Genomic DNA, 21,236 nt, shown 5'->3' with positions numbered 1-21,236 from the left:
ATGAGAATGGCAAAACCCTGTTTGTTGTTATCGGCGCTGGCACTTTCCGCCAGCCTTTCAGTACAGGCCCATGAGCCGCCAACGGACGGCAACCCAAGTACCCCTACCGAAAGCGGCATGGTTGCCGGGATCGATGCCAAGACCGGCAAGCTGCGCAAACTCACGGATACGGAGATCCGCGAACTCTCCGACAAAGCCAACGCAATGCCGTCGGCAAGCCGCAGCGCCACAGGGACCAACGCCGCCTGGGCCCGCATTCCGCAGACCGGCACCGATGCCGCCAAGACCATCCGCGTACAGAGCAACGGCATGAGCACCGCCGACCTGCCGCTGTCCGCGCTGAGTTCATTGAGCGTCGAACGTGATGCCAACGGCGAAGTACAGATTCTGGAAAATGGCGCACCGCTTTCGCATGGTCGACAGGAGGTGTCCGAATGAAGACGCTGCTGCTTTCCGCCGTCATCGGCAGCGCCCTGCTCGGCGCATCGGCCAACGCCGCCATCATCACCCCGATCAACCAGGATCCCGCAGGCAAGGGCCTCAACGACACCACCGTGCGCGCACCTGAAGGTGGCAACCCCGGCAAGACAGTCGGTGAACAACGCCGCATCGTCTACCAATTCGCCGCCGATCTATGGGGCGCGGTGCTGCAGAGCGACGTGGAGACCTTCGTCGGCGCCAGCTTCCAGGACCTGACCTGTACCGCGACCGGCGGTACCCTCGGCTCGGCCGGTGCCTCCTGGATCGCAACCACGCCACCCACCGCCACCGAGCTCGGCATGATGTACCACGCCCCGCTCGCCAACGCCCTCAACGGCAGCCGCATCACCATCAGCAGTTCCGGCACCGATATCACCAGCCGCTTCAACGCCAACCTGGGCGGCAGCAACCCGGACGGCACGCCATGCATGACCGGCTCGGGCTGGTACTACGGCCTGGATGGCAAAGCACCCGCCAACCTGATCAGCTTCCTCGACGTGGTGATGCATGAAATCGGCCACGGTCTTGGCTTCTCCGGCTTCGTCGGCTACACCACCGGCCGACTGGGCGAGCGCGCGGGCATTCCGCAGTACTACGGGTACTCGGACGTCTATACCGAGAACGCGTTCGACAATCTGTCCGGCAAGCGCTTCACCGAACCCACGATGACCAACGCGCTGCGCGCAACGTCGGTCAAGACCCGCGGCGCTCCAGCGTGGAACGGCGCAACCACCAAGGCACAGACGCCACTGTGGCTTGATCCTGCGGTGGTGCTGTCGGTCAATGGCAGCAGTCTGGTCACCCAGTTCTACGGCACGGCATCGTTCGGCCCGCCGGCCACTCCGGCCAACTTCGCTGGCTCTGTTGTCATCGCCAACGACGGCACCGGTGCCGATACCGCCGATGCCTGCGAAGCGATTCCGGCCGGCAGCCTCAGCGGCAAGGTTGCCTACGTCAACCGCGGCGGCTGCGCGTTCGAGATCAAGGCAGCCAACGCCCAGGCGGCAGGCGCGGTCGCTGCGATCATCGGCAACGTCGCCAGCTCAGGTGATCCGGGCACCGCACCGGGCATGGCCGAAGACCCCAGCGTCAACGCCACCATCCCAACGCTCAGCGTCAACCTCACCGATGCCAATCTGATCAAGGCAGCTGCACAGGCAGGCACGGCGCTGACCGCAAGCTTGGGCCAGGTAGCCGGGCGCTATGCCGGTGCCGATGCCAGCGGGCGTCCGTTGCTGTATGCACCGGCCATCGTTGCCAGCGGCTCGACCTTCTCGCACTTCGAGAGTGTGCTGGTGCCCGACGCGTTGATGGAGCCGGCCAACAGCCCCAACACCGACGCGGGCCGCATGGTCGATCTGACCCTGGCGGTATTCGTCGACCAGGGCTGGGATCTGAACGCAGGCACGGCACGCATCGGTAGCTGCGATACGGGCGTGAAGCTGTTCAAGAACCCGGGCTTGATCGCCGGTGCCAATGTGCAGGCCCAGGATCGCCTGTGCCGCACCACCGCCAACGGCAACCGTGCGCTTTACCTGCGTTGCATGAACGACACCGCTGCTTCGCTGAAGGCCGTCAATCTGATCAGCACCGTCGAACAGGCAGGCATCCGTACTTGCGCGGCAAAGGTGACATCACCGTAAATCTGCTGGCCATGTGCAGGAGATAAAGAACCGGCGCCCGTAGAGCGCCGGTTCTTCTTTACCTGACATCAACAGAGGGCAAGAGTGCCAGCGCACCATATGCACCCAATCACCTCAAAGCTTGGCGACGCACTGCCTGGCTTTGGCAACCTCCAGCGAGGTGATCAACGACTGTGCATGCAGTGAGCTGATGTGATCATTCATGCAGCGCAGTTGCTGGCCGCGATTGCCCGCCGAAGACGTCCTGCACAGGTTGTTCTGTGCGATCAGGTTGGCGCCTGGAATGAACGAATCACGATAGAGCGGAACAGTGGTGTCGCAATTACCGAGCTTGGCGGTGCCGTTGCGGTTGGTCGGCCAACCCATTTCCTCGAACATTTCCAAGGCCACGTCTATCATTACATCCGCACGCAGCGTCTTGGTTTCCGCCGGTTCCATCAGGAAGTTTGGCGACATATCCGCATCAACATGCGAGAAAGAGGAGCCTGCCTGGTAAGTCCCGGGAGTAAACAAACGCATGCGCCGCTCTGAATCCAAGCCGTAGTAACGATTCGGATCGCTGACGAGCCCCGCAGCAACTACGGGAGCGTCACCGCGAAGCAAACTGCCAACTTCCTGCATCACTGTGATAACCGGGATCGTGACTTGCCCACCTAGCGTGCCGCCTCCAGCCGTCAGCTCGGCATTGGCAACGTTATTGGCCAGAATCACCGCAGTCGCACCAAGATTCTGTGCATTCAGTGCCTTGCGTGAGAACTCACATCCTCCACGTTCAATCAGCACAACCTTCCCTGCCAAGGCCGCGTCATTGGCGATGACTGGTTGCCCATCGCTCCCGTCACAGCCGGTATGCATATCCATCACTGCGGCATCGCGTATCAGAACGATATCCCCGGATATCGCCGAGTAGTTGGAACCGCCAAAAGCCGCCACCAGATAGTTGTGCATCGCTGCTACTGGCGCAGTGATACTCAACATCTGCCGGTGCTCTGCCATAAGCGCCGCCATCCGATTGGAGGACGCCCCCTTCCACACCGTTTGACCCGGGGTGGTAAGTGCGCCAGCCATGCGTGGGTCGATCACATTGAAGTCGTTGTAGCTGACTCCATGCTGATTCGACCATGCCAGGCCATCCCAGGGGCCTCTGCTAAGACGTATGGCCGTACCTGACAGGAAGCGCGAGTTGCCCGCCGCTCCAAGACCATGACCTATTTCATGCATGATGACATTCAGGAAGTTCGCGCGACTCCCAGCGTTCTCGGGATCGTTTCCAGCCAGCCCGTAGTACCAGCCACTACCACCGATTTCCTGGCAAGAAGGCTGGTCGATCGCTGAACTGAAGTTGGTCAGAATGTCATTTCTAGCCGGGTCAAGATCACGGCCGACCAAGGCATTGGCCAGCGCAACTGGATACCGATAGTCAGTTGCACCACCTGACGAAACCACATCGGCGCTAACTGCAGCTATGGCCGCGGCTTGGCCGAGCACGATGCGCCCTGGTGTACATTCCAGCGGCGCAAACGAGGCTTCCACCCTGATCTCGGTCGGGCTTTTCAACAACGCCCCCCAAAGATCCATTGCGTACTGATACGAGATCACTCGCTGCTGTCCGAGTGTCCTCCCGGGGTTTCCGCCAATCGGCGCCGCTGCCCTTGGATCGTTCAAACCAACCCCCGGGCCGTCAAGGTTCACCAAGGTGATCTTCGTCTGCGCATGTATCGGCGAGGTTGTCGCGCACAGCACCGCTGCGGCGCAGGCCGCAAGAAAATTCGTTTTCATTGCGTACGCCCTGTCAGCGAGTAATGCGATGGGTGATTTCGTGCGAAGCACTCGTGCCGCCGCCCTGAATCGGCACCGCGTACATAGGTTCAATCTGCTGGCGAGAGGTCAGTACTATCCCGGCCCCGGTACGATCGGCTGCCGCTTGGCTCTGCGCTTGTTCGATCGTCGCTGGCATACGCTCCAGTGCGCGGTTCAAGCCTTCAGAAGCAGCGCGGTCCGATGCGCTACGACGCACACCGGCGGCATCTATCCTGCGCTGCAACTCCTGTGCGGTGCTGCCTGCAGTGCGTGAACGCACCACCTCGGCGGCAGACATCGGTATACCGATCAGCGCGGCATGATCAGGGACGGGCTCAGCCGTCGACTGTGCCAACGCACTACTGCTCGCTGTGCAAATAATCGCACCGGCAATGCCCAACCAGCGAATAACGTCTTTGTGGTCTCGTTGCATTTCGTCACCCCTTCGCGAAACATGGTAACCATGGCCGTGAAGCAGCAGCCGAGAACCCAACTTCCAACGGAATCCACTTCCGCTGCCCCTTCGTGCAACCGATCTCCGGCAGCCAGTTCATTGGTTGGGCATTACGACATCACCTGTTGAACGACCTCGTAGATGCATTCGCAGCGAGCTTTTTCGCTATTAAAGAGCAAACCGATATCTGCGATATGCCGCACGGATCATAGGCAGGCGGCCTGATGGAAAATTGACATTAGTTCAGAGCTCGACGTTTTTCTTTGCCATGAACAGGTGCCCGCTCATAGCGATGCCAACACATGCCAGTGAATGCGAACTCAGCGGGTACAAGAGACAACGAAGAACCGCTGCGGTGGGGCGAGAGCAACGTAGTTGTTGCGAAACCCGTATCAATTACCAATTCCAACGTATCTGTTGTCCGTGCCAATACGTTTGTAAGCTCAAACGCAGGCTTGTAACCGCCAAGCTGCTCGCGAACAGATGACTCCGCCTACCGAGCATGGCTCGGCACTACCGTCAGCTTCAGGCAAAAAGAAAGCGCCGGTGTTGCCACCGGCGCTTTCCACTGCATTACTGATTTGCGCTTACTTGACGCTGACCAGCTTGATCTCGAACTGCACAGCCACGTTCGGCGGGAACGGGGTGCGCGGATCGGCACCGTAGGCCTTTTCCGGCGGCAGGGTCACTTCCCACTTGGCGCCCGACGGCATCTGCAGCAGGGTTTCGCGCATGGCGGCCATCTCGACTTCGCTCAGCTTGATCGACGGAATCGACTGTGCCGGGCGAGCTTCGGTCGGACGCTGGCCGTACGGGAACGGACCGGCAACTTCCAGGGCAACGGTGCTGGCCTGGGTCGGCTTGGCACCGGCACCGGCTTCGATCACGCGGTACTGCACGCCGCTGGCCAGGGTCTGCACGCCGGGCTTGGCCTTGTTGGCCGCAATGAACTGGTCACTACGGGTCTTGTTTTCAGCGGCAGCCTTGTCGTACTCGGCCTTGGCGGCCTGGGCACGGCCCTGCTCACGGCGCTGGAATGCTTCAACGGCCGGCTTCAGCTGATCGGCGGTGATGGCCGGCTGCTTCTTGGCGTAGGCATCCTGCAGACCCTTCACCACCGAAGCGATGTCCAGCTGCTCGCCACGACCGGTGAGCTCAGCCAGGTTATTGCCGTAGTCATAGCCGAAGTAATAGCTCAGCTTGCCCTTTTCGGACGCGATGTCCTGGGCGAAAGCAGTGCCGGTGACGGCCAGGGCGGCCACGGCGACCGCGATAGAACGCAACTTCATCAAACAGTTCTCCAGGAATGGTGTCTCAGGGCAAGCATGCCGCCTGAGGCGACGGGTTAGGATAGCCGTCACAAAGGCTGTCCGCCACTGACGACGCTCAGCTATGACCGTCGCCGACTGAAAGAGTTCCTTTCATTACTTTTTTTTAACGTTTTGAGGCTTTGACCCCATGTCCGATTCACCGGTTTCGATCAGCACCCATGCAGGCGTCCGCACCATCACCGTGCAGCGTCCGGAAAAGCTCAATGCCCTCAACCGGCTGACCCTGGAAACCCTGGATGCCGCCTTCGCCGAGGCAGCACTGGCCGAGGATGTAAGGGTTGTGGTCCTGACGGGCGCGGGTAGCAAAGCTTTCGTTGCCGGCGCGGACATCGCCGAAATGAATACCTTGACGCCGGTTCAGGGCCGCGATTTTTCGCTGGTCGGACAGCGTCTGATGCGCCGGATTGAGCGCCTGAACAAGCCGGTCATCGCAATGGTGAACGGTTTCGCACTGGGCGGCGGCATGGAACTGGCCATGGCCTGCCACCTGCGCATTGCCGCCGATAGCGCCAAGGTCGGCCAGCCGGAGATCAACCTGGGCCTGGTGCCGGGCTTCGGCGGCACCCAGCGTCTGCTGCGCCTGGGCGGCCGCGCGGCCGCGCTGGAGCTGTGCCTGCTCGGTGCCCCGATCAGCGCCGAGCGTGCCCAGCAGCTGGGCCTGGTCACCCGCGTAGTGCCGGCCGCAGAGCTGGAAGCGGAAACCACCAAGCTGGCCGAGCAATTGGCCACTGCTGCACCGCTGGCCCTGCGCGGCATCCTCGATGCGATCAATGTTGGCGGTGAGTGTGGTATCGAGGAAGGACTGGAATACGAAAGCGCCCAGTTCGGCCTGGTGTTCTCCACCGATGACATGCGCGAAGGCACCAGCGCCTTCCTGGAACGCCGCAAGCCGGAATTCAAGAATCGCTGACTTGTCCATGTCCAACGCAAGCGCCACGCCCCGCCAATTGCTGCAATTCGTACTGGACGATGATCTGGATGCGGCGCTGCGTGCCGGGCTGATGAACTACCTGCCGCAGCCCGGCGACGAATTGCTGGACCCTGAGCACCCGCAGCTGCCACAGCAACTGCAGCAGGCCCAGCAGCTGCTGCGCACGGCCTGGGCTGCTCGTGAGCGCCATCATGCCCGCGCCGCGCGACTTGAACGTCGTGATGCCGAGCGGCAGGCGCGTCGTGCGCCGCCGCCGGTAGCGGACAGCAAGCCCGCCCTGCCCTCCGCAGCGGCAGCAATCCTGGCCCGGGCCAAGGCGCGGGCGGCAGGAAATTCCGCAACATGAAGTCAGTAGCTGTGAAGAAAACAACAGTAATTGCGGCAACCGCGAAAAAAATCGGCGCAAAGAAAATCGCGGTGAAAACCGCCGCGGCCAAGAAAGCTGCAACGCCAAAGACCAGTTCGGCGCGCGGCAGCAAGCGCATGAATGCCGCCGAAGTGAGGGAGATGTTCACGCGTCTGCGCGAGCTCAATCCACATCCGACCACCGAGCTTGAATACAACACGCCGTTCGAGCTGCTGGTGGCAGTGACCTTGTCGGCACAGGCCACCGATGTGGGCGTCAACAAGGCCACCCGCAAGCTGTTCCCGGTAGCGAATACCGCGCAGGCCATTCTGGCCCTCGGCGAAGAAGGCCTGAAGCCTTACATCGCTACCATCGGCCTGTTCAACGCCAAGGCCAAGAACGTCATCGCCGCCTGCGCGATCCTGGTCGACAAATACGGCGGCGAAGTACCGGCCGAACGTGCCGCGCTGGAAGCCTTGCCAGGGGTTGGCCGCAAGACCGCCAACGTGGTGCTCAACACTGCGTTCGGCCAACCGACGATGGCGGTGGACACGCATATCTTCCGCGTCTCCAACCGTACCGGACTGGCGCCTGGCAAGGATGTACGCGCTGTCGAGGATGGCCTGATGAAGGTAATCCCGGAGGAGTTCCTGCAGGACGCGCACCATTGGCTGATCCTGCACGGGCGCTATGTCTGCAAGGCGCGTAAACCCGATTGCCCGCAGTGCGTGATCCGCGACCTGTGCCACTTCAAGGACAAGACCGCCGAGGCTGTGTGAGTGCTTACCGCTGCCATCTGTACGACACTTTCCGGTAACAGCACATAGGCCAAATACGCAGGCCCTTGTGCCGCAGGGGCAAAGCTGGTCGCCGAACTGTCACATTTACGCAATCTTTACGCCCTAGCCTTCGCAGCAACCTCCAACCGCCTGCAAGGCTACCCACCCAATGAAACTGCATCGCCAACTCCTCACTGCGGCCGTGGCTGCTGCACTGTTCGCGCCGGCTGCACACGCTGAAGTCGCCATCGACGTTATTGGCGGTTCCGAAATCACCTTCGAAGGCCTGGTCCAGGCTGACGGCAACTGGTTCAGCAATGACAAGGCCGACTTGAACGGCAACACCGGCAAGAACGGCAAGGACAGCGAGTTCGAGCTGCGCCGCGCCGAGCTGGTGCTGAAGGGCAAGGGCCCGGGCAACATCGAGTGGGTGGTCGGCTACGACGCCAAGGCTGACAAGTTCCTGGACACCAACGTCAAGTACAAGCTTGGCGGCAACAGCAACCACTTCCTGCAGGCAGGCCAGTACAAGCAGCCGAACAGCCTGGAAGAACTGTCCAGCACCAAGAACAACGACTTCATCTCCAAGGCCACCGTCACCAACACCTACGCAGTCGCCCGCCGCCTCGGCGTTGGCTACGGCGTTGGCGATGCCAACTGGTCGGTCACCGCGTCGGCCTTCGGCCGCGAGCTGACCCGTGACCTGGCCCATGGCAGCGGCTACGGCGTACGCGGCACCTTCGCCCCGATCAACGAGAAGGGCAACATCCTGCACCTGGGCCTGAGCTACGTTGATTACGACACCGACGCCGACCTGCTGCGCCTGCGCGCCCGTCCGAATGCCGACCTTGCCACCGTGCGCCTGGTCGACAGCGGCGACCTGAAGGACACCGACCGCCTGAGCACCATCGGTGCCGAAGCCATGTACGTGCGTGGCCCGTTCAAGGCACAGGGCGAGTACTACAGCTCCAAGGCCAAGCGTTACGACCACGACAACTACAGCACCGACGGCTATTACATCAGCGGCGTGTGGAACGTCACCGGTGAGACCTGGGGCTATAAGGGCGGCACCCCGAGCCTGGGCCTGCCGGATGAGCCGGGCCGCGGCATGTGGCAGCTGGGCGCACGCTTCGACCACATCGATCTCAACGACGGCGGCCTCAAGGCCCCGGCCGTGGTCGGCGGCACCCCGCTGGTTGACGGCGTGCTGGGTGGCAAGATGGACATCTGGACCGTCGGCGCCAACTGGTACTGGCGCTCCAACTTCAAGGCCTCGTTGAACTACGTGATGGTCGACAGCAACAAGTACTCCTCTTCCAGCAAGAAGTTCGTCAGCGACAAACCTGACATCCTGGAAGCGCGTCTGCAGTTCTTCTGGTAAGCACTGGCTGCATGCAACACCACGAACGCCCCGCAAGGGGCGTTCGTCGTTGCAGCGATTGTGATTTTGTAGGAGCGGCGTAAGCCGCGAGGCAAGCAAGGTCGGGGCCCAAGCAATCGCCGCAATCTGCAGGTCTGTCAGCTTCGCGGCTCACGCCGCTCCTACAACGGCGGGCGCCGCTGCGCTGACTGAAGCTGTGTAAGCTTCGCAGCTTACGCAGCTCCCACAGCCAACTACGGGGGCGCTCCAACCGGACGGATCCATGCGCACCCCACTGCTTCTACTGCTGCTCTGCCTGCCTTTCACCAGCTTTGCCCAGGACTGTGGTGATGACGCCGCTGCGCGCATCACCCTGGCCTACCAACAGCGCGACGCTGCCGCCCTGCCCGGCCGCTCCGGCTGGAGCATCGACAGCGAGCGCGGCGCTTGCCGGGTTTGGCCAGCAGATACTTCGTTGACCTTGATCGCGGTGCCGTTTCTGGGCCCACTGGGACCCAATGGTGATTCCCAGCCGGGCGACCTGGATGTCCTGGTGGTCGACAGCACCAGCCTGCGTCCACGCGCAGCACTCCGCCTGCCTGACGTGATGAGCAGCGATGCCATCCACGTCGACAGCGTCGGCCTGGATACCGCACGCTACAACCTCTCACCCAACGTGCGCGCGTTCGGCGTACGCAGCTCACGCAGCAACTCTTCGCAGCCCAACCCTTTCAGCGAAACCCGCCTGCAACTGCTGGTGTTCAACGGCAGCCGTCTGGAAGCCATTACCGAACAGATCGTGGTATCCAGCAGCGGCGGTGAGTGGGACACCCGCTGTGCCGGTGGATTCCATGAGACAAAGCGCACGCTGGAGGTTGGTCCCATCCCGGCGCAAGGCTGGGCAACGCTGACAATCCGTGAACGCGGCAGTTCAACCGTGAACCACGAAGATGCCAAAGGTGACTGCGTGGAAGCCCGCGAAGAGCTGCCTGTCCGCAGCTTCAAGCTGTTACCAAAGGGTCGCAGTTACCCGCTGCCCGGCGAGATTGAAGCAGCATTCTGATCACATGCGTCACTGTCATATGTGCGTCACATGACAGACGCTGCGCTGTCATCAAATGGTTATGGAATAGGCGCCGGGGCGGAAACCACCGCACATCAACTCCCAGGAGCCATTCGTGATCCACGCCATCAAATCGCGCGCCGCTGTAGCCATCCTCGCAGCGTCGTCCGTGTTCGCCGCCAATGCTGCCGATGTTACCGGCGCTGGCGCTTCCTTCATCTACCCGGTGATGTCCAAGTGGTCGGCCGATTACAGCGCCGCCACCAGCAACCGCATCAACTACCAGTCGATCGGCTCGGGCGGCGGCATTGCCCAGATCAAGGCCAATACGGTGGATTTCGGCTCCTCCGACGCCCCGCTGAAGCCAGAAGAACTGGCCGCGGCCGGTCTGGTGCAGTTTCCGTCGGTGATCGGCGGCGTGGTGCCGGTACTGAACGTGCCGGGCGTGGAAGCCGGTGCGATGAAGCTGGACGGCCCGACCCTGGCCAACATCTTCCTGGGCAAGGTCACCAAGTGGAATGATCCGGCCATCGCCGCGCTCAATTCTGGCCTGACCCTGCCGGACACCAAGATCACCGTCGTGCACCGTTCGGACGGCTCGGGCACCACCTTCAACTTCGTCAACTTCCTGTCCAAGGTCAACGCTGACTGGAAAACCACCGTCGGTGAAGGCACCAGCGTCCAGTGGCCGGTCGGTATCGGCGGCAAGGGCAACGAAGGCGTGGCCGCTTATGTCAAGCAGATCCGCGGCTCGATCGGTTACGTCGAGTTCTCCTACGCCCTGCAGAACCGCCTGACCTTCTCGCGCATGAAGAATGCCGCCGGCAACTTCGTGCAGCCGCGTGATGAGACCTTCTCGGCCGCTGCCGCCAGCGCCGACTGGGCCAATGCACGTGATTTCTACCTGGTGATGACCAACGCCCCGGGCGAGCAGGCATGGCCGATCACCGCCACCAACTTCATCCTGATGCGCAAGCAGCCCAAGAGTGCTGAAGGCGCCAAGGCCGCGGTTGAGTACTTCCGCTGGATCTACGCCAACGGTGATGCGCAGGCCCGTCAGCTCGACTACGTGCCGCTGCCGGACCCGCTGGTCCGCCAGATCGAAACCTACTGGCAGCAGAACCTGCGTTACTGAGTAAAGAGCCGGCGGGACCCTCTCCCTCGCCGTCTCAAGCGCGGATCAAGTGATCCGCGCTTTTTTTTTGCACATCATTTTGTGGGAGCGGCGTAAGCCGCGAAGCCGGAGGTCCAGTCCCTGCGGCATTGCCGGGACCACTCCCTGTAGAGCCGAGCCATGCTTGACTGAGGCTCTACTAGTGAAGGCCCCTGCCGAGCATGGCTCGGCACTACAGTCGGACATTGCGCGGAAAGCCCCTGTAGAGCCGGACCATGCTCGGCTGAGGCTCTACTAGTGAAGGCCCCTGCCGAGCATGGCTCGGCACTACAGAGCATTACCGGGAAAGCCTCATCTCCGGGCGACAGCCCTGCCTTTCAAGGTGCCATCCCCCACCCGATAGCCATTGATTCTGTGAGCTTTTTCAGATTTTTTTCACGATGTAATCAGGCTGTAACAAAAACATCATTTCATAGCCGCATCCGCCGGCGCTGCCGGCATTTCTCCCGCTATGGAGTGACGCATGAAGCTGCACACGACCGGTCTTGCCGCCCTTTCGCTGGCCATCGCCCTGGGCCTGTCGGCCTGTGGTGACAAGGGCAACCAGGCCGCTTCCGGCCCCGACGCTGCTGGTGCCTCCGCGGCAGCCGCCGGTGACAAGGTCGCCGTTGAGATCTCCGGCGCCGGCGCATCGTTCATTTTCCCGCTGGTGTCCAAGTGGTCGGCCGACTACAACGCCGCTACCGGCGCCAAGATCAACTACCAGTCGATCGGCTCGGGTGGCGGCATCGCCCAGATCAAGGCCGGCACCGTTGACTTCGGCTCTTCCGACAAGCCGCTCTCCACCGAAGAACTGGCGCAGGCTGGCCTGGGCCAGTTCCCGTCGGCAATCGGCGGCGTGGTGCCTGTGGTCAACCTGGAAGGCCTGCAGCCGGGCCAGCTGCGCCTGAGCGGCACCCTGCTGGCTGACATCTTCCTGGGCAAGATCAAGACCTGGAACGACAAGGCCATCGCCGATGCCAACCCGGGCGTGACCCTGCCCGACACCAAGATCACCCTGGTGCACCGCTCCGACGGTTCGGGCACCACCTTCAACTTCTCCAACTACCTGTCAAAGGTCAGCGGCGAGTGGAAGGAAAAGGTTGGCGAAGGCACCTCGGTGCAGTGGCCGGACGGCGTCGGTGGCAAGGGCAATGAAGGCGTTGCCTCCTACGTGCAGCAGATCAAGGGCTCGGTCGGTTACGTCGAATTGGCCTACGCACTGCAGAACAACATGCCGTATGCCTCGATGCAGAACGCCGCTGGCAGCTGGGTACAGCCGACCGCCGAGACCTTTGCCGCCGCTGCTGCCAGCGCCGACTGGGCCAACGCCAAGGACTTCAACCTGGTGATCACCAACGCACCGGGCGCCAATGCATGGCCGATCACTGCCACCAACTTCATGCTGATGCACAAGCAGCCGAAGGATGCCAAGCGCAGCGCCGATACCCGCGCGTTCTTCAAGTGGGCCTTCGAGAATGGCCAGGCCCAGGCCAACGAGTTGCACTACGTGCCGCTGCCGGCCGAGCTGGTCACCCAGATCGAAGCGTACTGGGCTGCCGAGTTCAAGTGACGTAGTGAAGCGGGCACACCGCAGGTGCGCCCGCCTCTGTCATACCGTCATCCCCGCGCAGGCGGGGGTCACGACCTCGAAGAATTGAATTCCCCGACCTCGGGGACAGAAACACCACCGCATCCTCCTGGGCCCCTGCCGCTGCCATGAATGCCATTGCACCGTCCCTAGCTTCCTCGCCCACCTCGCGCGACCTGCGCGATGCCCGCAACGACCGGCTGTTCCGCTGGTTCCTGATCGCCACCGTGATCTTCGTGCTGGTCGCCCTGGCCAGTGCCGCTCTGTCCATGCTCTGGGGCGGTCGCCACGCGCTGCAGGAGCAGGGTCTGAGCTTCTTCTACTCCTCCGAGTGGAACCCGGTCGAGAACAAGTTCGGTGCATTGGCACCGATCTACGGCACCATCGTCACCGCGCTGATCGCGATGCTGATCGCAGTGCCGGTGAGCTTCGGCATCGCCTTCTTCCTTACTGAAGTCGCGCCGCGTTGGCTGCGTGGCCCGGTTGGCACCGCCATCGAACTGCTGGCCGGCATCCCCTCCATCATCTATGGCATGTGGGGCCTGTTCGTGCTGGTGCCGGTGATGACCGAATATGTCACCCCGTTCCTCAACGATCACATCGGCCCACTGCCGGTGATCGGCGCACTGTTCCGCGGTCCGCCGCTGGGCATCGGCATGCTTACCGCCGGCTTCGTGCTGGCGATCATGGTCATCCCCTTCATCTCCTCGGTGATGCGCGAGGTCTTCCTTACCGTCCCCACCCGTTTGAAGGAATCCGCCTACGCACTGGGTTCGACCAAGTGGGAAGTGAGCTGGGACATCGTGCTGCCTTACACCCGCTCCGCGGTGATCGGCGGCGTGTTCCTGGGCCTGGGCCGTGCACTTGGCGAAACCATGGCCGTGGCCTTCGTGATCGGCAACAGCGTGCGTCTGACGCCGTCGCTGCTGGAGCCGGGCACCACCATCGCCGCGCTGATCGCCAATGACTTCGGCGAAGCCACCGAGACCTACCGCTCGGCACTGCTGCTGCTCGGCTTCGTCTTGTTCATCGTCACCTTCGTGGTGCTGGCACTGGCCCGCCTGATGCTGATGCGCCTGTCCCGCAAGGAGGGCAACTGATGTCCGCTTCCGCTGATTCGCTGTACCTGCGCCGTCGCGTCGTCAATCTGCTTGCCCTGTTCATGGGCTGCGCGACCGCCTTGTTCGGCCTGTTCTTCCTCGGCTGGATCCTGTGGACGCTGTTGTCCAAGGGCTTGCCCGGCATCAACATCAACCTGTTCACCAAGATGACGCCGCCGCCGATGCAGGAAGGCGGCCTGCTCAACGCCTTCTTCGGCAGCGCGGTGATGTGTGCGATGGCGATCGGCATCGGCACACCGCTGGGCGTGGCCGCCGGCACCTGGCTTGCCGAATACGGCAATGCCCGCAAGGCCGGCACCGTGGTCCGCTTCGTCAATGACATCCTGCTGTCGGCACCGTCGATCGTGCTCGGCCTGTTCGTCTACACGCTCTACGTGATGCAGACCGGCGGCCAGTTCTCGGCATTTGCAGGCGCCTTGTCGCTGGCCTTCATCGTGCTGCCGGTGGTGATCCGCACCACCGACGAAATGCTGCGGCTGGTGCCGGTGCAGATGCGCGAAGCCGCCCTGGCACTCGGTGTGCCGCAGTGGAAAGTGATCATGCAGGTGCTGTACCGCAGTGCCTTGGCCGGCATCGTCACCGGCATCCTGCTGTCGCTGGCGCGCATCTCCGGCGAAACCGCGCCGCTGCTGTTCACCGCCTTCGGCAACCAGTACTGGAACAGCAACGTGATGCAGCCGATGGCCTCGGTACCGGTGGTGATGAACCAGTTTGCCGGCAGCCCGTACGAATCCTGGCAGGTGCTGGCCTGGGCCGGTGCCTTGGTGCTGACCGTGTTCGTCCTGCTGGTCAGCCTCTCCGCGCGCGGCCTGCTGCTGCGCAACCGCATCTCGAACGACTGAACTTAAACGATTGACTGCCATGGACCTTCCCATGAACGACCTCAGCAACGCCGTACCGATGCAGCGCATCTCCGTGCCCGCCGCCAACCAGTCGCTGCACACGCCGGCGCCGGTCAAGCTGGCAGCACGCGGCCTGGACTTCTACTACGACAAGTTCCACGCGCTGAAGAGCATCAACCTGGAGATCCCGGAAAAGCGTGTCACCGCGCTGATCGGCCCGTCCGGTTGCGGCAAATCCACCCTGCTACGCATCTTCAACCGCATCTACGCGCTGTATCCCAAGCTGGAAGCGCGCGGTGAAGTGCTGCTGGACGGTGAGAACATCCTCTCGCCCAAGTACCCGATGAACCGCCTGCGCTCCAAGGTTGGCATGGTGTTCCAGAAGCCGGTGCCGTTCCCGATGACCATCTTCGAGAACGTCGCCTACGGCATCCGCCACCACGAGAAGCTGTCCAAGGCCGAGATGAACGTGCGCGTCGAACAGGCGCTGCGCCAGGGCGCGCTGTGGGACGAAGTGAAGGACAAGCTCAACCAGAGCGCACTTGGTCTATCCGGCGGCCAGCAGCAGCGTCTGTGTATCGCCCGTGCCGTGGCCCTGCGCCCGGATGTGCTGCTGCTCGACGAACCGACCTCGGCGCTGGACCCGATCTCCACCAGCCGCATCGAGCAGCTGGTCGAAGAGCTGAAGAACGATTACACCATCGCCATCGTCACCCACAACATGCAGCAGGCCGCGCGCGTCTCCGACTACACCGCCTTCATGTACCTGGGCGACCTGATCGAGCATGACCGCACCGAAACCATATTCTCCAACCCTTCCAAGCAGCAGACCGAGGATTACATCACCGGTCGCTTTGGCTGAGGCTGGCGCGCGCGGACTGTGCAACGGTTCGCCGCCCGCTGGACGCCTGGCCAAGGACGGCCGGGCCGCACTCCGAAGCCAGATGTACGCCATGGATGGCAACGCAGCTCCCGAACGAATGCAGTCCCACCCGAACAGTCTCCAGCGAGCATTCCATGAATCTTCCCAACGACCACATCGTCAAGAGCTATGACGAAGAACAGCAGCGACTGGTAGCCGAGATCGTGCGCATGGGCGAAATGTCCGTTGCCCAACTCGAAGCCGCGCTGGACGTGATCGAACGCCGCGACGAAAAAGCCGCGCAGCGCATCGTCGCCAACGACGAGGCCATTGACCAGCTCGAACAGCAGATCAGCCACGACGTGATGCGCTTGGCCCTGCGCGGGCCGATGGCCCGCGACCTGCGCGAAATTCTTGCCGGCCTGCGCATCCCCGCCGATATCGAACGCATCGGCGACTATGCCGCCAACGTCGCCAAGCGCTCCATTGCCTTGGCCGCCGTACCGCCGTTGCCGCAGATCCAGGGCGTACGCGCACTCGGCCGACTGGCTGCACAGCAGGTACGCCGCGCGATGGAAGCCTACCGTGACAACGATGCCGAGGCTGCACTGAAGCTGCGTGCCGACGATGCGCGCCTGGATGCGCAGTACACCGCGCTGTTCCGCGAGCTGCTGACCTACATGATGGAAGACCCGCGCAACATCACCCCGTGCACGCACCTGCTGTTCATGGCCAAGAACCTGGAACGCATCGGCGACCACGCCACCAACATCGCCGAGAACGTCTGGTTCCTGGTGCACGGTGATGCACCGCTGCCGCCGCGCGAGAAGCGTGACGAAACCAGCACCGTCGACCACGCCTGATCGGCGGCTGCAAGGTCGCTGCGTCCGCGTGCAGCGGGCGCAGCGACCTTCCGGTTCGCGTTGGCCCCCCCCCCAGTGTAGCGGGGGGGGGGTAAACAAAGCGTCAAAGCGGTAAAACCCGGCGGGGCGTTTTAAATACCCAATAACCCAATTTTTTCTAGAATTGAATCCTACGCCCCCCACCCGCCCCCCCCCCCCCCCCCCCCCCCCCCCCCCCCCCCGCGGCGGGGGGGGCCGGGGGGCGGGGCGCCGGGGGGCGGGGCCCCCCCCCCCACCTTCCGGTTCGCGTTGGCCCGCCGCACTGTGTCGCGGCGGGTCGATACACAACGGTACAAAGCGATACGCCCCGGCTGGCATTTTTAATCACGCATTCACGCAATTTTTCCGAGCATGGACTCGTCCGCAGCACTCCCGCCGCGCATTGAGGAATTGCCATGAAGCGTATCGCTGCCCCCCTCCTGAGCCTGTCCCTGCTGGCCTCCGGTGCCGCCTTTGCCGGCCCCACGCAGGATCGTGACCGTGACGACAGCCGTCACGACAAGTCAGCCCATGCGTCTGCACCCCACGCCCAAAGCCACGGCAACAATGCTCCTGCGCCTGCCGCGCACAACGGAGCACGCCATGCGTCCAACAACAGCGCGCACCATGCGCCACGCAAGGGCGAGCGCCTGCCGCAGAACCAGCGCGGCAACCGTATTGCTGATTACAGCAAGCATGGGCTGCGCAGGCCCGGCCGCGGCAACGAATGGCGCAAGGTCGATGACCGCTATGTGCTGATGGCAGTAGCCACCGGCTTGATCATCGATATCGTCAACGGTCACCGCTGATCCCCATCGCCAGCTGAATCGACACGGGCCCCAAGTGGGCCCGTTGTCATTCCAACGATGGCAAGGTGGCGCCGTTGGCAGCGGGCGCTTGCTAAGCTCCAGCCTCCCCCCGGCCCTACCACTACCGGAGACATTCCAATGGCCATCGACATCCGCAAACCCGCCTCCCTCGCCCTGGGCGCAGCCCTGCTCGGCGGCATGGCGGCACCTGCTTTTGCCATGACCGACCTGGCCCAGGGCTACGCCCTCGGCGCCAGCGTCCAGACCCCGCCAACCGCTGAAGCGCAAGCCACTGCAACTACCGAACAAAATGCCGACGCTGCCGCCAAGCAGAAGGCCGAAGGCAAGTGCGGCGAAGGTAAATGTGGCGAAGGCAAGTGCGGCGCCGACAAGGACAAGCCCAAGACCGACGCCACCAAGGCCGAGGGCGAAGCAGCTGCCACTGCAGACAAAGCCAAGGCTGAAGGCAAGTGTGGTGAGGGCAAGTGTGGCGGTAAGCACTAAGCCCGGCACACCACTCCACCAGCGCATGCCTGCCCAGGCCAGTGCTGGCCTGGGCCTGCGGCGCTCGCTGCTCGACGCCTTGGCGGCTGCACCGGCTGGCGCATTCGATTTTCTCGAATGCGCTCCGGATAACTGGATCGGCGTTGGCGGCAGTTTGGGCGAAGCGCTGTCCGCGCTGTCGCAGCGGCACCCGCTCAGCTGCCATGGCCTGTCGCTGTCGCTGGGTGGCCCCGCCCCGCTGGATGTGGAATTCCTTGCGCGCACGCGGCGCTTCCTCGACCAGCACAAGGTCGCGCTGTACAGCGAGCACCTGAGCTGGTGCACGGATGACGGCCATCTCTACGAACTGCTGCCGCTGCCGTTCACCGCCGAAGCCGTGCACCATGTTGCCGCGCGTATCCGCCAGGCCCAGGACATCCTCGGTCGTCGCATCGCCGTGGAAAACGCCTCCTACTACGCTGTACCTGCAGCCGACATGGACGAGGCCGATTTCATCAACGCCGTGCTCGAAGAGGCCGATTGCGAGCTGCTGCTCGACGTCAACAACGTCTACGTCAACGCCATCAACCATGGCTATGACGCCCGCGCCTTTCTTGCACGGCTGCCCTCGCAGCGCATTGCCAGTTACCACGTTGCCGGCCATCACGACGAAGCCGAAGACCTGAAGATCGACACCCATGGCATGCCGGTCAAGGGTGATGTATGGGCCTTGCTGGCCGACACCTATGCCTTGCACGGCGTGCGCCCCACCCTGCTGGAGCGCGACTTCAACTTCCCGCCGCTGCCCGAGCTGCTGGAAGAATTGATGCGTATCCGTCAATTGCAGCAGGCCGCTCATGGCTGAGTCACTGCGCGAATTACAGATGCGCTTCGCCGCGCACCTGCGCGATCCGTCGCAACAGCCTGCTCCGGCAGGCATCGACGACACACGCATGCAGGTGTACCGCGAGCTGTACTTCAACAATATCCAGAGTCTGCTGGCCGCCAATTTTCCGGTGATCGCGCGTACCTTGGGTGAGTCGCGCTGGCAGCAGCTGGTGCGTGTTTTCTGTCGCGAGCACAGCGCGCATACGCCGCTGTTCCCGGAGATCGGCCAGGAGTTCATTGCCTTTCTGGACAGTCGGCCGGCCGATCCGCAAGCGCCGTGGTTGCTGGAACTGGCGCATTACGAATGGATCGAGTTGGCGCTGAAGATAGGCGACGAGCCGCTACCAGCGCATGACCCTGATGCTGACCTGCTGACTGGCAGCCCGGTCTGCTCGCCCTGGTGTCGGGCGCTGGCCTACCAGTGGCCAGTGCATAGGATTGGTCTGGAATATCAGCCCGGTGAGCCGCCGCTGCAGCCGACTTTATTGCTGGCCAGACGCGAGACTGACGGAACTATTCTGTTCTCCGAGCTCTCGCCGTTGCTGTACCGCTTGCTGGAGAGGCTGGAGCAGTTTCCCGAACTCAGTGGGCTTGAGCAGCTGTGGGCGTTGGCAGTTGAGGCAGGTACAGCGGCGGATGCTGTTTTCATCAGCAATGGCACGGCAATGCTGCAGCAATTGCGGGACAAGGGCTGTTTGCTGGGTGCTTCTGCCCCCTCCCTTGCGCCGAAGCCGTAGGGGAGGGTTGGGGAGGGGTTGGCTTTCGGCATTACCGGGAATGCCCCTGTACAGCCGAGCCATGCTCGGCTGAGGCTCTACCGGTAAAGCCCCTGCCGAGCATGGCACGGCACTACATCGGTAAAGCCCCTGCCGAGCATGGCTCGGCACTGCAGGCGCCCCACAGCGCTTGCCGCCCCTTGCTGACACGGCCACTTGACCCGCTCTGCTACCCTATTGCGATGAACGAATTTGCTGAACCCTCGGTCCCCCGCCCTGCTTTCACACCGATGGCGCAACGCTTCCGTGGCTTCCTGCCGGTGGTGGTGGACGTGGAAACGGGCGGCTTTGACTGTAATCGCCATGCCCTGCTGGAGATCGCCGCCGTGCCGGTGGAGATGGACGAGAACGGCCTGCTCTACCCGGGCCAGACCGCCAGCGCGCATGTGATCCCCGCCGAAGGCACCGAAATCGACCCCAAATCGCTGGAAGTCACCGGCATCGTGCTCGACCACCCGTTCCGCCTGGCCAAGCCTGAGCGTGACGCGCTGGAGCACGTATTCGCGCCGGTGCGTGCCGCAATGAAGAAGTACAACTGCCAGCGCGCGATCCTGGTCGGCCACAACGCCCATTTCGACCTGAATTTCGTCAACGCCACCGTCGCCCGCAGTGGCCACAAGCGCAACCCCTTCCATCCGTTCAGCGTGTTCGACACAGTGACGCTTGCCGGCGTGGCTTATGGCCAGACCGTACTCGCCCGCTCGGTGCAGGCGGCTGGTTTTGAATGGGACGCGAGCGAAGCGCACAGCGCGGTGTACGACACCGAGCAAACCGCACGCCTGTTCTGCAAGATCGTCAACGCCTGGCCGACCGCACCCGGTCGCTGAACTGTAACGTTCTCAGGCCGCGCAGGTTCTTGCGCGGCCGTCCTTCTTCGCCTGTGCCAATGCGTTCTTTGCACGCTGGTAGAACAGTACCGGCGCCTGATCGTCTTCACCCAGCTGCACAACGCCAGCACTGAAACTGACCTTGATGTCACCGGCCTCATGGCCGCCCCACTCGGCGTACTGGCCGAACAGACGTTGCAGGCGCTGGCAGGCGATCTCGGCCTCGGGCAGTGCGGTATCAGCCAACAGCACGGCGAACTCCTTGTTGCCCAGCCGTGCCGGCATATCGGATGCACGCAGGCTGCGCCGCATCAGATCGCCTACTTCGCACAGCACCAGATCACCAACTGCACGCGACCACTCGGCATTGATCTGCTTGAGGTGATCGATGCTCAGCACCACCAGGCTCAACGAGCGCCCGGTGCGACGTGCTGCTGCCATGTCACGCGCCAGCACGTCGTCAAACGCGCGGCGGTTGGGCAGCCCGCTGAGATCATCTTCATTGGCCAGTCGCTCAAATGCTTCGGCCTGCTCGCGCAGTTTGTGCTCGAGCTCGGCCTTTTCCAGCAAGGCTGCTTCCAGTCGGCCGTTCTGCTGGTGCAGCTGATCCGATCGCGCCTGTTCCCGGGCAGCCAGTTGTTGTGCTTGCCCGCGCTGCTGCCTGAGCTGCATCGCCAGCCACAGCACGGCCAGCAGCAACAGTATGCAAAGGGCGGTGAGCAAGCCGGGCAGCGGCAGTATTGCCAACTGCGAGGCTGGCAAAGACACCTTCGCAGCGCCTTGCGCGCAAGCCGGTGTGGTGGCAGCTGCCGCCAT

Annotated in this window: 22 protein-coding genes; 18 read left to right on the top strand and 4 right to left on the bottom strand. The window is 62.9% G+C overall.

Annotated elements, in window-relative coordinates; all coding sequences use genetic code 11:
• The first annotated feature begins 6 nt into the window (after nucleotides 1-6).
• Complete coding sequence (locus ACVOLV_RS13210; protein ID WP_303746891.1) at nucleotides 7-438, top strand: post-PEP-CTERM-1 domain-containing protein; 432 nt, start codon at nucleotides 7-9, stop codon at nucleotides 436-438.
• Nucleotides 435-2,123 carry a PA domain-containing protein gene (locus tag ACVOLV_RS13205; RefSeq protein ID WP_481554799.1) on the top strand — a complete coding sequence of 563 codons (1,689 nt, stop codon included), beginning with the start codon at nucleotides 435-437 and terminating at the stop codon, nucleotides 2,121-2,123. Before ACVOLV_RS13210 ends, ACVOLV_RS13205 begins: the two co-directional genes overlap by 4 nt.
• Before the next feature lie 114 nt (nucleotides 2,124-2,237).
• Here the strand turns inward: ACVOLV_RS13205 and ACVOLV_RS13200 are convergent, their stop codons facing one another.
• From ACVOLV_RS13200 to ACVOLV_RS13190, 3 genes are all read right to left on the bottom strand, one after another.
• Nucleotides 2,238-3,902: a PA domain-containing protein gene (locus ACVOLV_RS13200; RefSeq protein ID WP_481554798.1), complete on the bottom strand. Its 1,665-nt coding sequence runs from the start codon at nucleotides 3,900-3,902 to the stop codon at nucleotides 2,238-2,240.
• Nucleotides 3,903-3,915: 13 nt separating this feature from the next.
• Entirely contained in the window at nucleotides 3,916-4,356 is a 441-nt protein-coding gene (locus ACVOLV_RS13195; RefSeq protein WP_481554797.1) for a hypothetical protein, read from the bottom strand.
• A 608-nt stretch (nucleotides 4,357-4,964) separates the two neighbouring features.
• Nucleotides 4,965-5,666 (bottom strand): FKBP-type peptidyl-prolyl cis-trans isomerase N-terminal domain-containing protein, encoded by a 702-nt coding sequence (locus ACVOLV_RS13190; RefSeq protein WP_481554796.1) that lies wholly within the window; start codon nucleotides 5,664-5,666, stop codon nucleotides 4,965-4,967.
• A 169-nt stretch (nucleotides 5,667-5,835) separates the two neighbouring features.
• Here ACVOLV_RS13190 and ACVOLV_RS13185 point away from each other — a divergent pair, with 169 nt between their 5' ends.
• From ACVOLV_RS13185 to rnt, 16 genes are all read left to right on the top strand, one after another.
• On the top strand, nucleotides 5,836-6,618 hold the full coding sequence (locus ACVOLV_RS13185; RefSeq protein ID WP_481554795.1) for an enoyl-CoA hydratase/isomerase family protein: 783 nt from the start codon (nucleotides 5,836-5,838) through the stop codon (nucleotides 6,616-6,618).
• A gap of 7 nt (nucleotides 6,619-6,625) precedes the next feature.
• Nucleotides 6,626-6,985 carry a hypothetical protein gene (locus ACVOLV_RS13180; protein ID WP_481554794.1) on the top strand — a complete coding sequence of 120 codons (360 nt, stop codon included), beginning with the start codon at nucleotides 6,626-6,628 and terminating at the stop codon, nucleotides 6,983-6,985.
• Between the two features lie 137 nt (nucleotides 6,986-7,122).
• On the top strand, nucleotides 7,123-7,764 hold the full coding sequence (gene nth, locus ACVOLV_RS13175) for an endonuclease III (RefSeq protein WP_481554805.1): 642 nt from the start codon (nucleotides 7,123-7,125) through the stop codon (nucleotides 7,762-7,764).
• Between the two features lie 169 nt (nucleotides 7,765-7,933).
• The gene (locus ACVOLV_RS13170) at nucleotides 7,934-9,145 is read left to right on the top strand and encodes an OprO/OprP family phosphate-selective porin (RefSeq protein ID WP_481554793.1); all 1,212 of its coding nucleotides are present in this window, start codon (nucleotides 7,934-7,936) and stop codon (nucleotides 9,143-9,145) included.
• Nucleotides 9,146-9,407: 262 nt separating this feature from the next.
• Nucleotides 9,408-10,187: a PA3715 family protein gene (locus ACVOLV_RS13165; protein WP_481554792.1), complete on the top strand. Its 780-nt coding sequence runs from the start codon at nucleotides 9,408-9,410 to the stop codon at nucleotides 10,185-10,187.
• Nucleotides 10,188-10,302: 115 nt separating this feature from the next.
• Nucleotides 10,303-11,322, top strand: a complete 1,020-nt coding sequence (gene pstS, locus ACVOLV_RS13160) for a phosphate ABC transporter substrate-binding protein PstS (RefSeq protein WP_481554791.1) — start codon at nucleotides 10,303-10,305, stop codon at nucleotides 11,320-11,322.
• 502 nt (nucleotides 11,323-11,824) lie between these two features.
• Nucleotides 11,825-12,913 carry a phosphate ABC transporter substrate-binding protein PstS gene (gene pstS / locus ACVOLV_RS13155; RefSeq protein WP_481554790.1) on the top strand — a complete coding sequence of 363 codons (1,089 nt, stop codon included), beginning with the start codon at nucleotides 11,825-11,827 and terminating at the stop codon, nucleotides 12,911-12,913.
• Between the two features lie 146 nt (nucleotides 12,914-13,059).
• Nucleotides 13,060-14,031 carry a phosphate ABC transporter permease subunit PstC gene (pstC, locus tag ACVOLV_RS13150; RefSeq protein WP_481554789.1) on the top strand — a complete coding sequence of 324 codons (972 nt, stop codon included), beginning with the start codon at nucleotides 13,060-13,062 and terminating at the stop codon, nucleotides 14,029-14,031.
• Complete coding sequence (pstA, locus tag ACVOLV_RS13145) at nucleotides 14,031-14,894, top strand: phosphate ABC transporter permease PstA (protein WP_481554788.1); 864 nt, start codon at nucleotides 14,031-14,033, stop codon at nucleotides 14,892-14,894. Before pstC ends, pstA begins: the two co-directional genes overlap by 1 nt.
• A gap of 31 nt (nucleotides 14,895-14,925) precedes the next feature.
• Nucleotides 14,926-15,756, top strand: a complete 831-nt coding sequence (pstB, locus tag ACVOLV_RS13140; protein ID WP_481537658.1) for a phosphate ABC transporter ATP-binding protein PstB — start codon at nucleotides 14,926-14,928, stop codon at nucleotides 15,754-15,756.
• Nucleotides 15,757-15,911: 155 nt separating this feature from the next.
• Nucleotides 15,912-16,619 carry a phosphate signaling complex protein PhoU gene (gene phoU, locus ACVOLV_RS13135; RefSeq protein WP_481512743.1) on the top strand — a complete coding sequence of 236 codons (708 nt, stop codon included), beginning with the start codon at nucleotides 15,912-15,914 and terminating at the stop codon, nucleotides 16,617-16,619.
• Nucleotides 16,620-17,053: 434 nt separating this feature from the next.
• Nucleotides 17,054-17,446 (top strand): RcnB family protein, encoded by a 393-nt coding sequence (locus tag ACVOLV_RS13130; RefSeq protein WP_481554787.1) that lies wholly within the window; start codon nucleotides 17,054-17,056, stop codon nucleotides 17,444-17,446.
• Between the two features lie 138 nt (nucleotides 17,447-17,584).
• The gene (locus tag ACVOLV_RS13125; protein ID WP_481554786.1) at nucleotides 17,585-17,950 is read left to right on the top strand and encodes an HvfA family oxazolone/thioamide-modified RiPP metallophore; all 366 of its coding nucleotides are present in this window, start codon (nucleotides 17,585-17,587) and stop codon (nucleotides 17,948-17,950) included.
• 25 nt (nucleotides 17,951-17,975) lie between these two features.
• On the top strand, nucleotides 17,976-18,794 hold the full coding sequence (locus ACVOLV_RS13120) for an HvfB family MNIO-type RiPP peptide maturase (protein ID WP_481554785.1): 819 nt from the start codon (nucleotides 17,976-17,978) through the stop codon (nucleotides 18,792-18,794).
• A complete protein-coding gene (locus ACVOLV_RS13115; RefSeq protein ID WP_481554784.1) occupies nucleotides 18,787-19,554 on the top strand; it encodes an HvfC family RiPP maturation protein in 768 nt (255 codons plus the stop codon). Before ACVOLV_RS13120 ends, ACVOLV_RS13115 begins: the two co-directional genes overlap by 8 nt.
• Nucleotides 19,555-19,775: 221 nt before the next feature.
• Nucleotides 19,776-20,420, top strand: coding sequence for a ribonuclease T (rnt, locus tag ACVOLV_RS13110; RefSeq protein WP_303746906.1), 645 nt, complete (start codon nucleotides 19,776-19,778; stop codon nucleotides 20,418-20,420).
• 12 nt (nucleotides 20,421-20,432) lie between these two features.
• On the opposite strand, the gene ACVOLV_RS13105 is transcribed toward rnt, so the two are convergent.
• Nucleotides 20,433-21,188 (bottom strand): GGDEF domain-containing protein, encoded by a 756-nt coding sequence (locus tag ACVOLV_RS13105; RefSeq protein ID WP_481554783.1) that lies wholly within the window; start codon nucleotides 21,186-21,188, stop codon nucleotides 20,433-20,435.
• Nucleotides 21,189-21,236 lie beyond the last annotated feature (48 nt).

It is taken from the genome of Stenotrophomonas sp. STEN023 (assembly GCF_056760135.1).
This window is presented reverse-complemented; position numbering and strand designations above follow the sequence as displayed.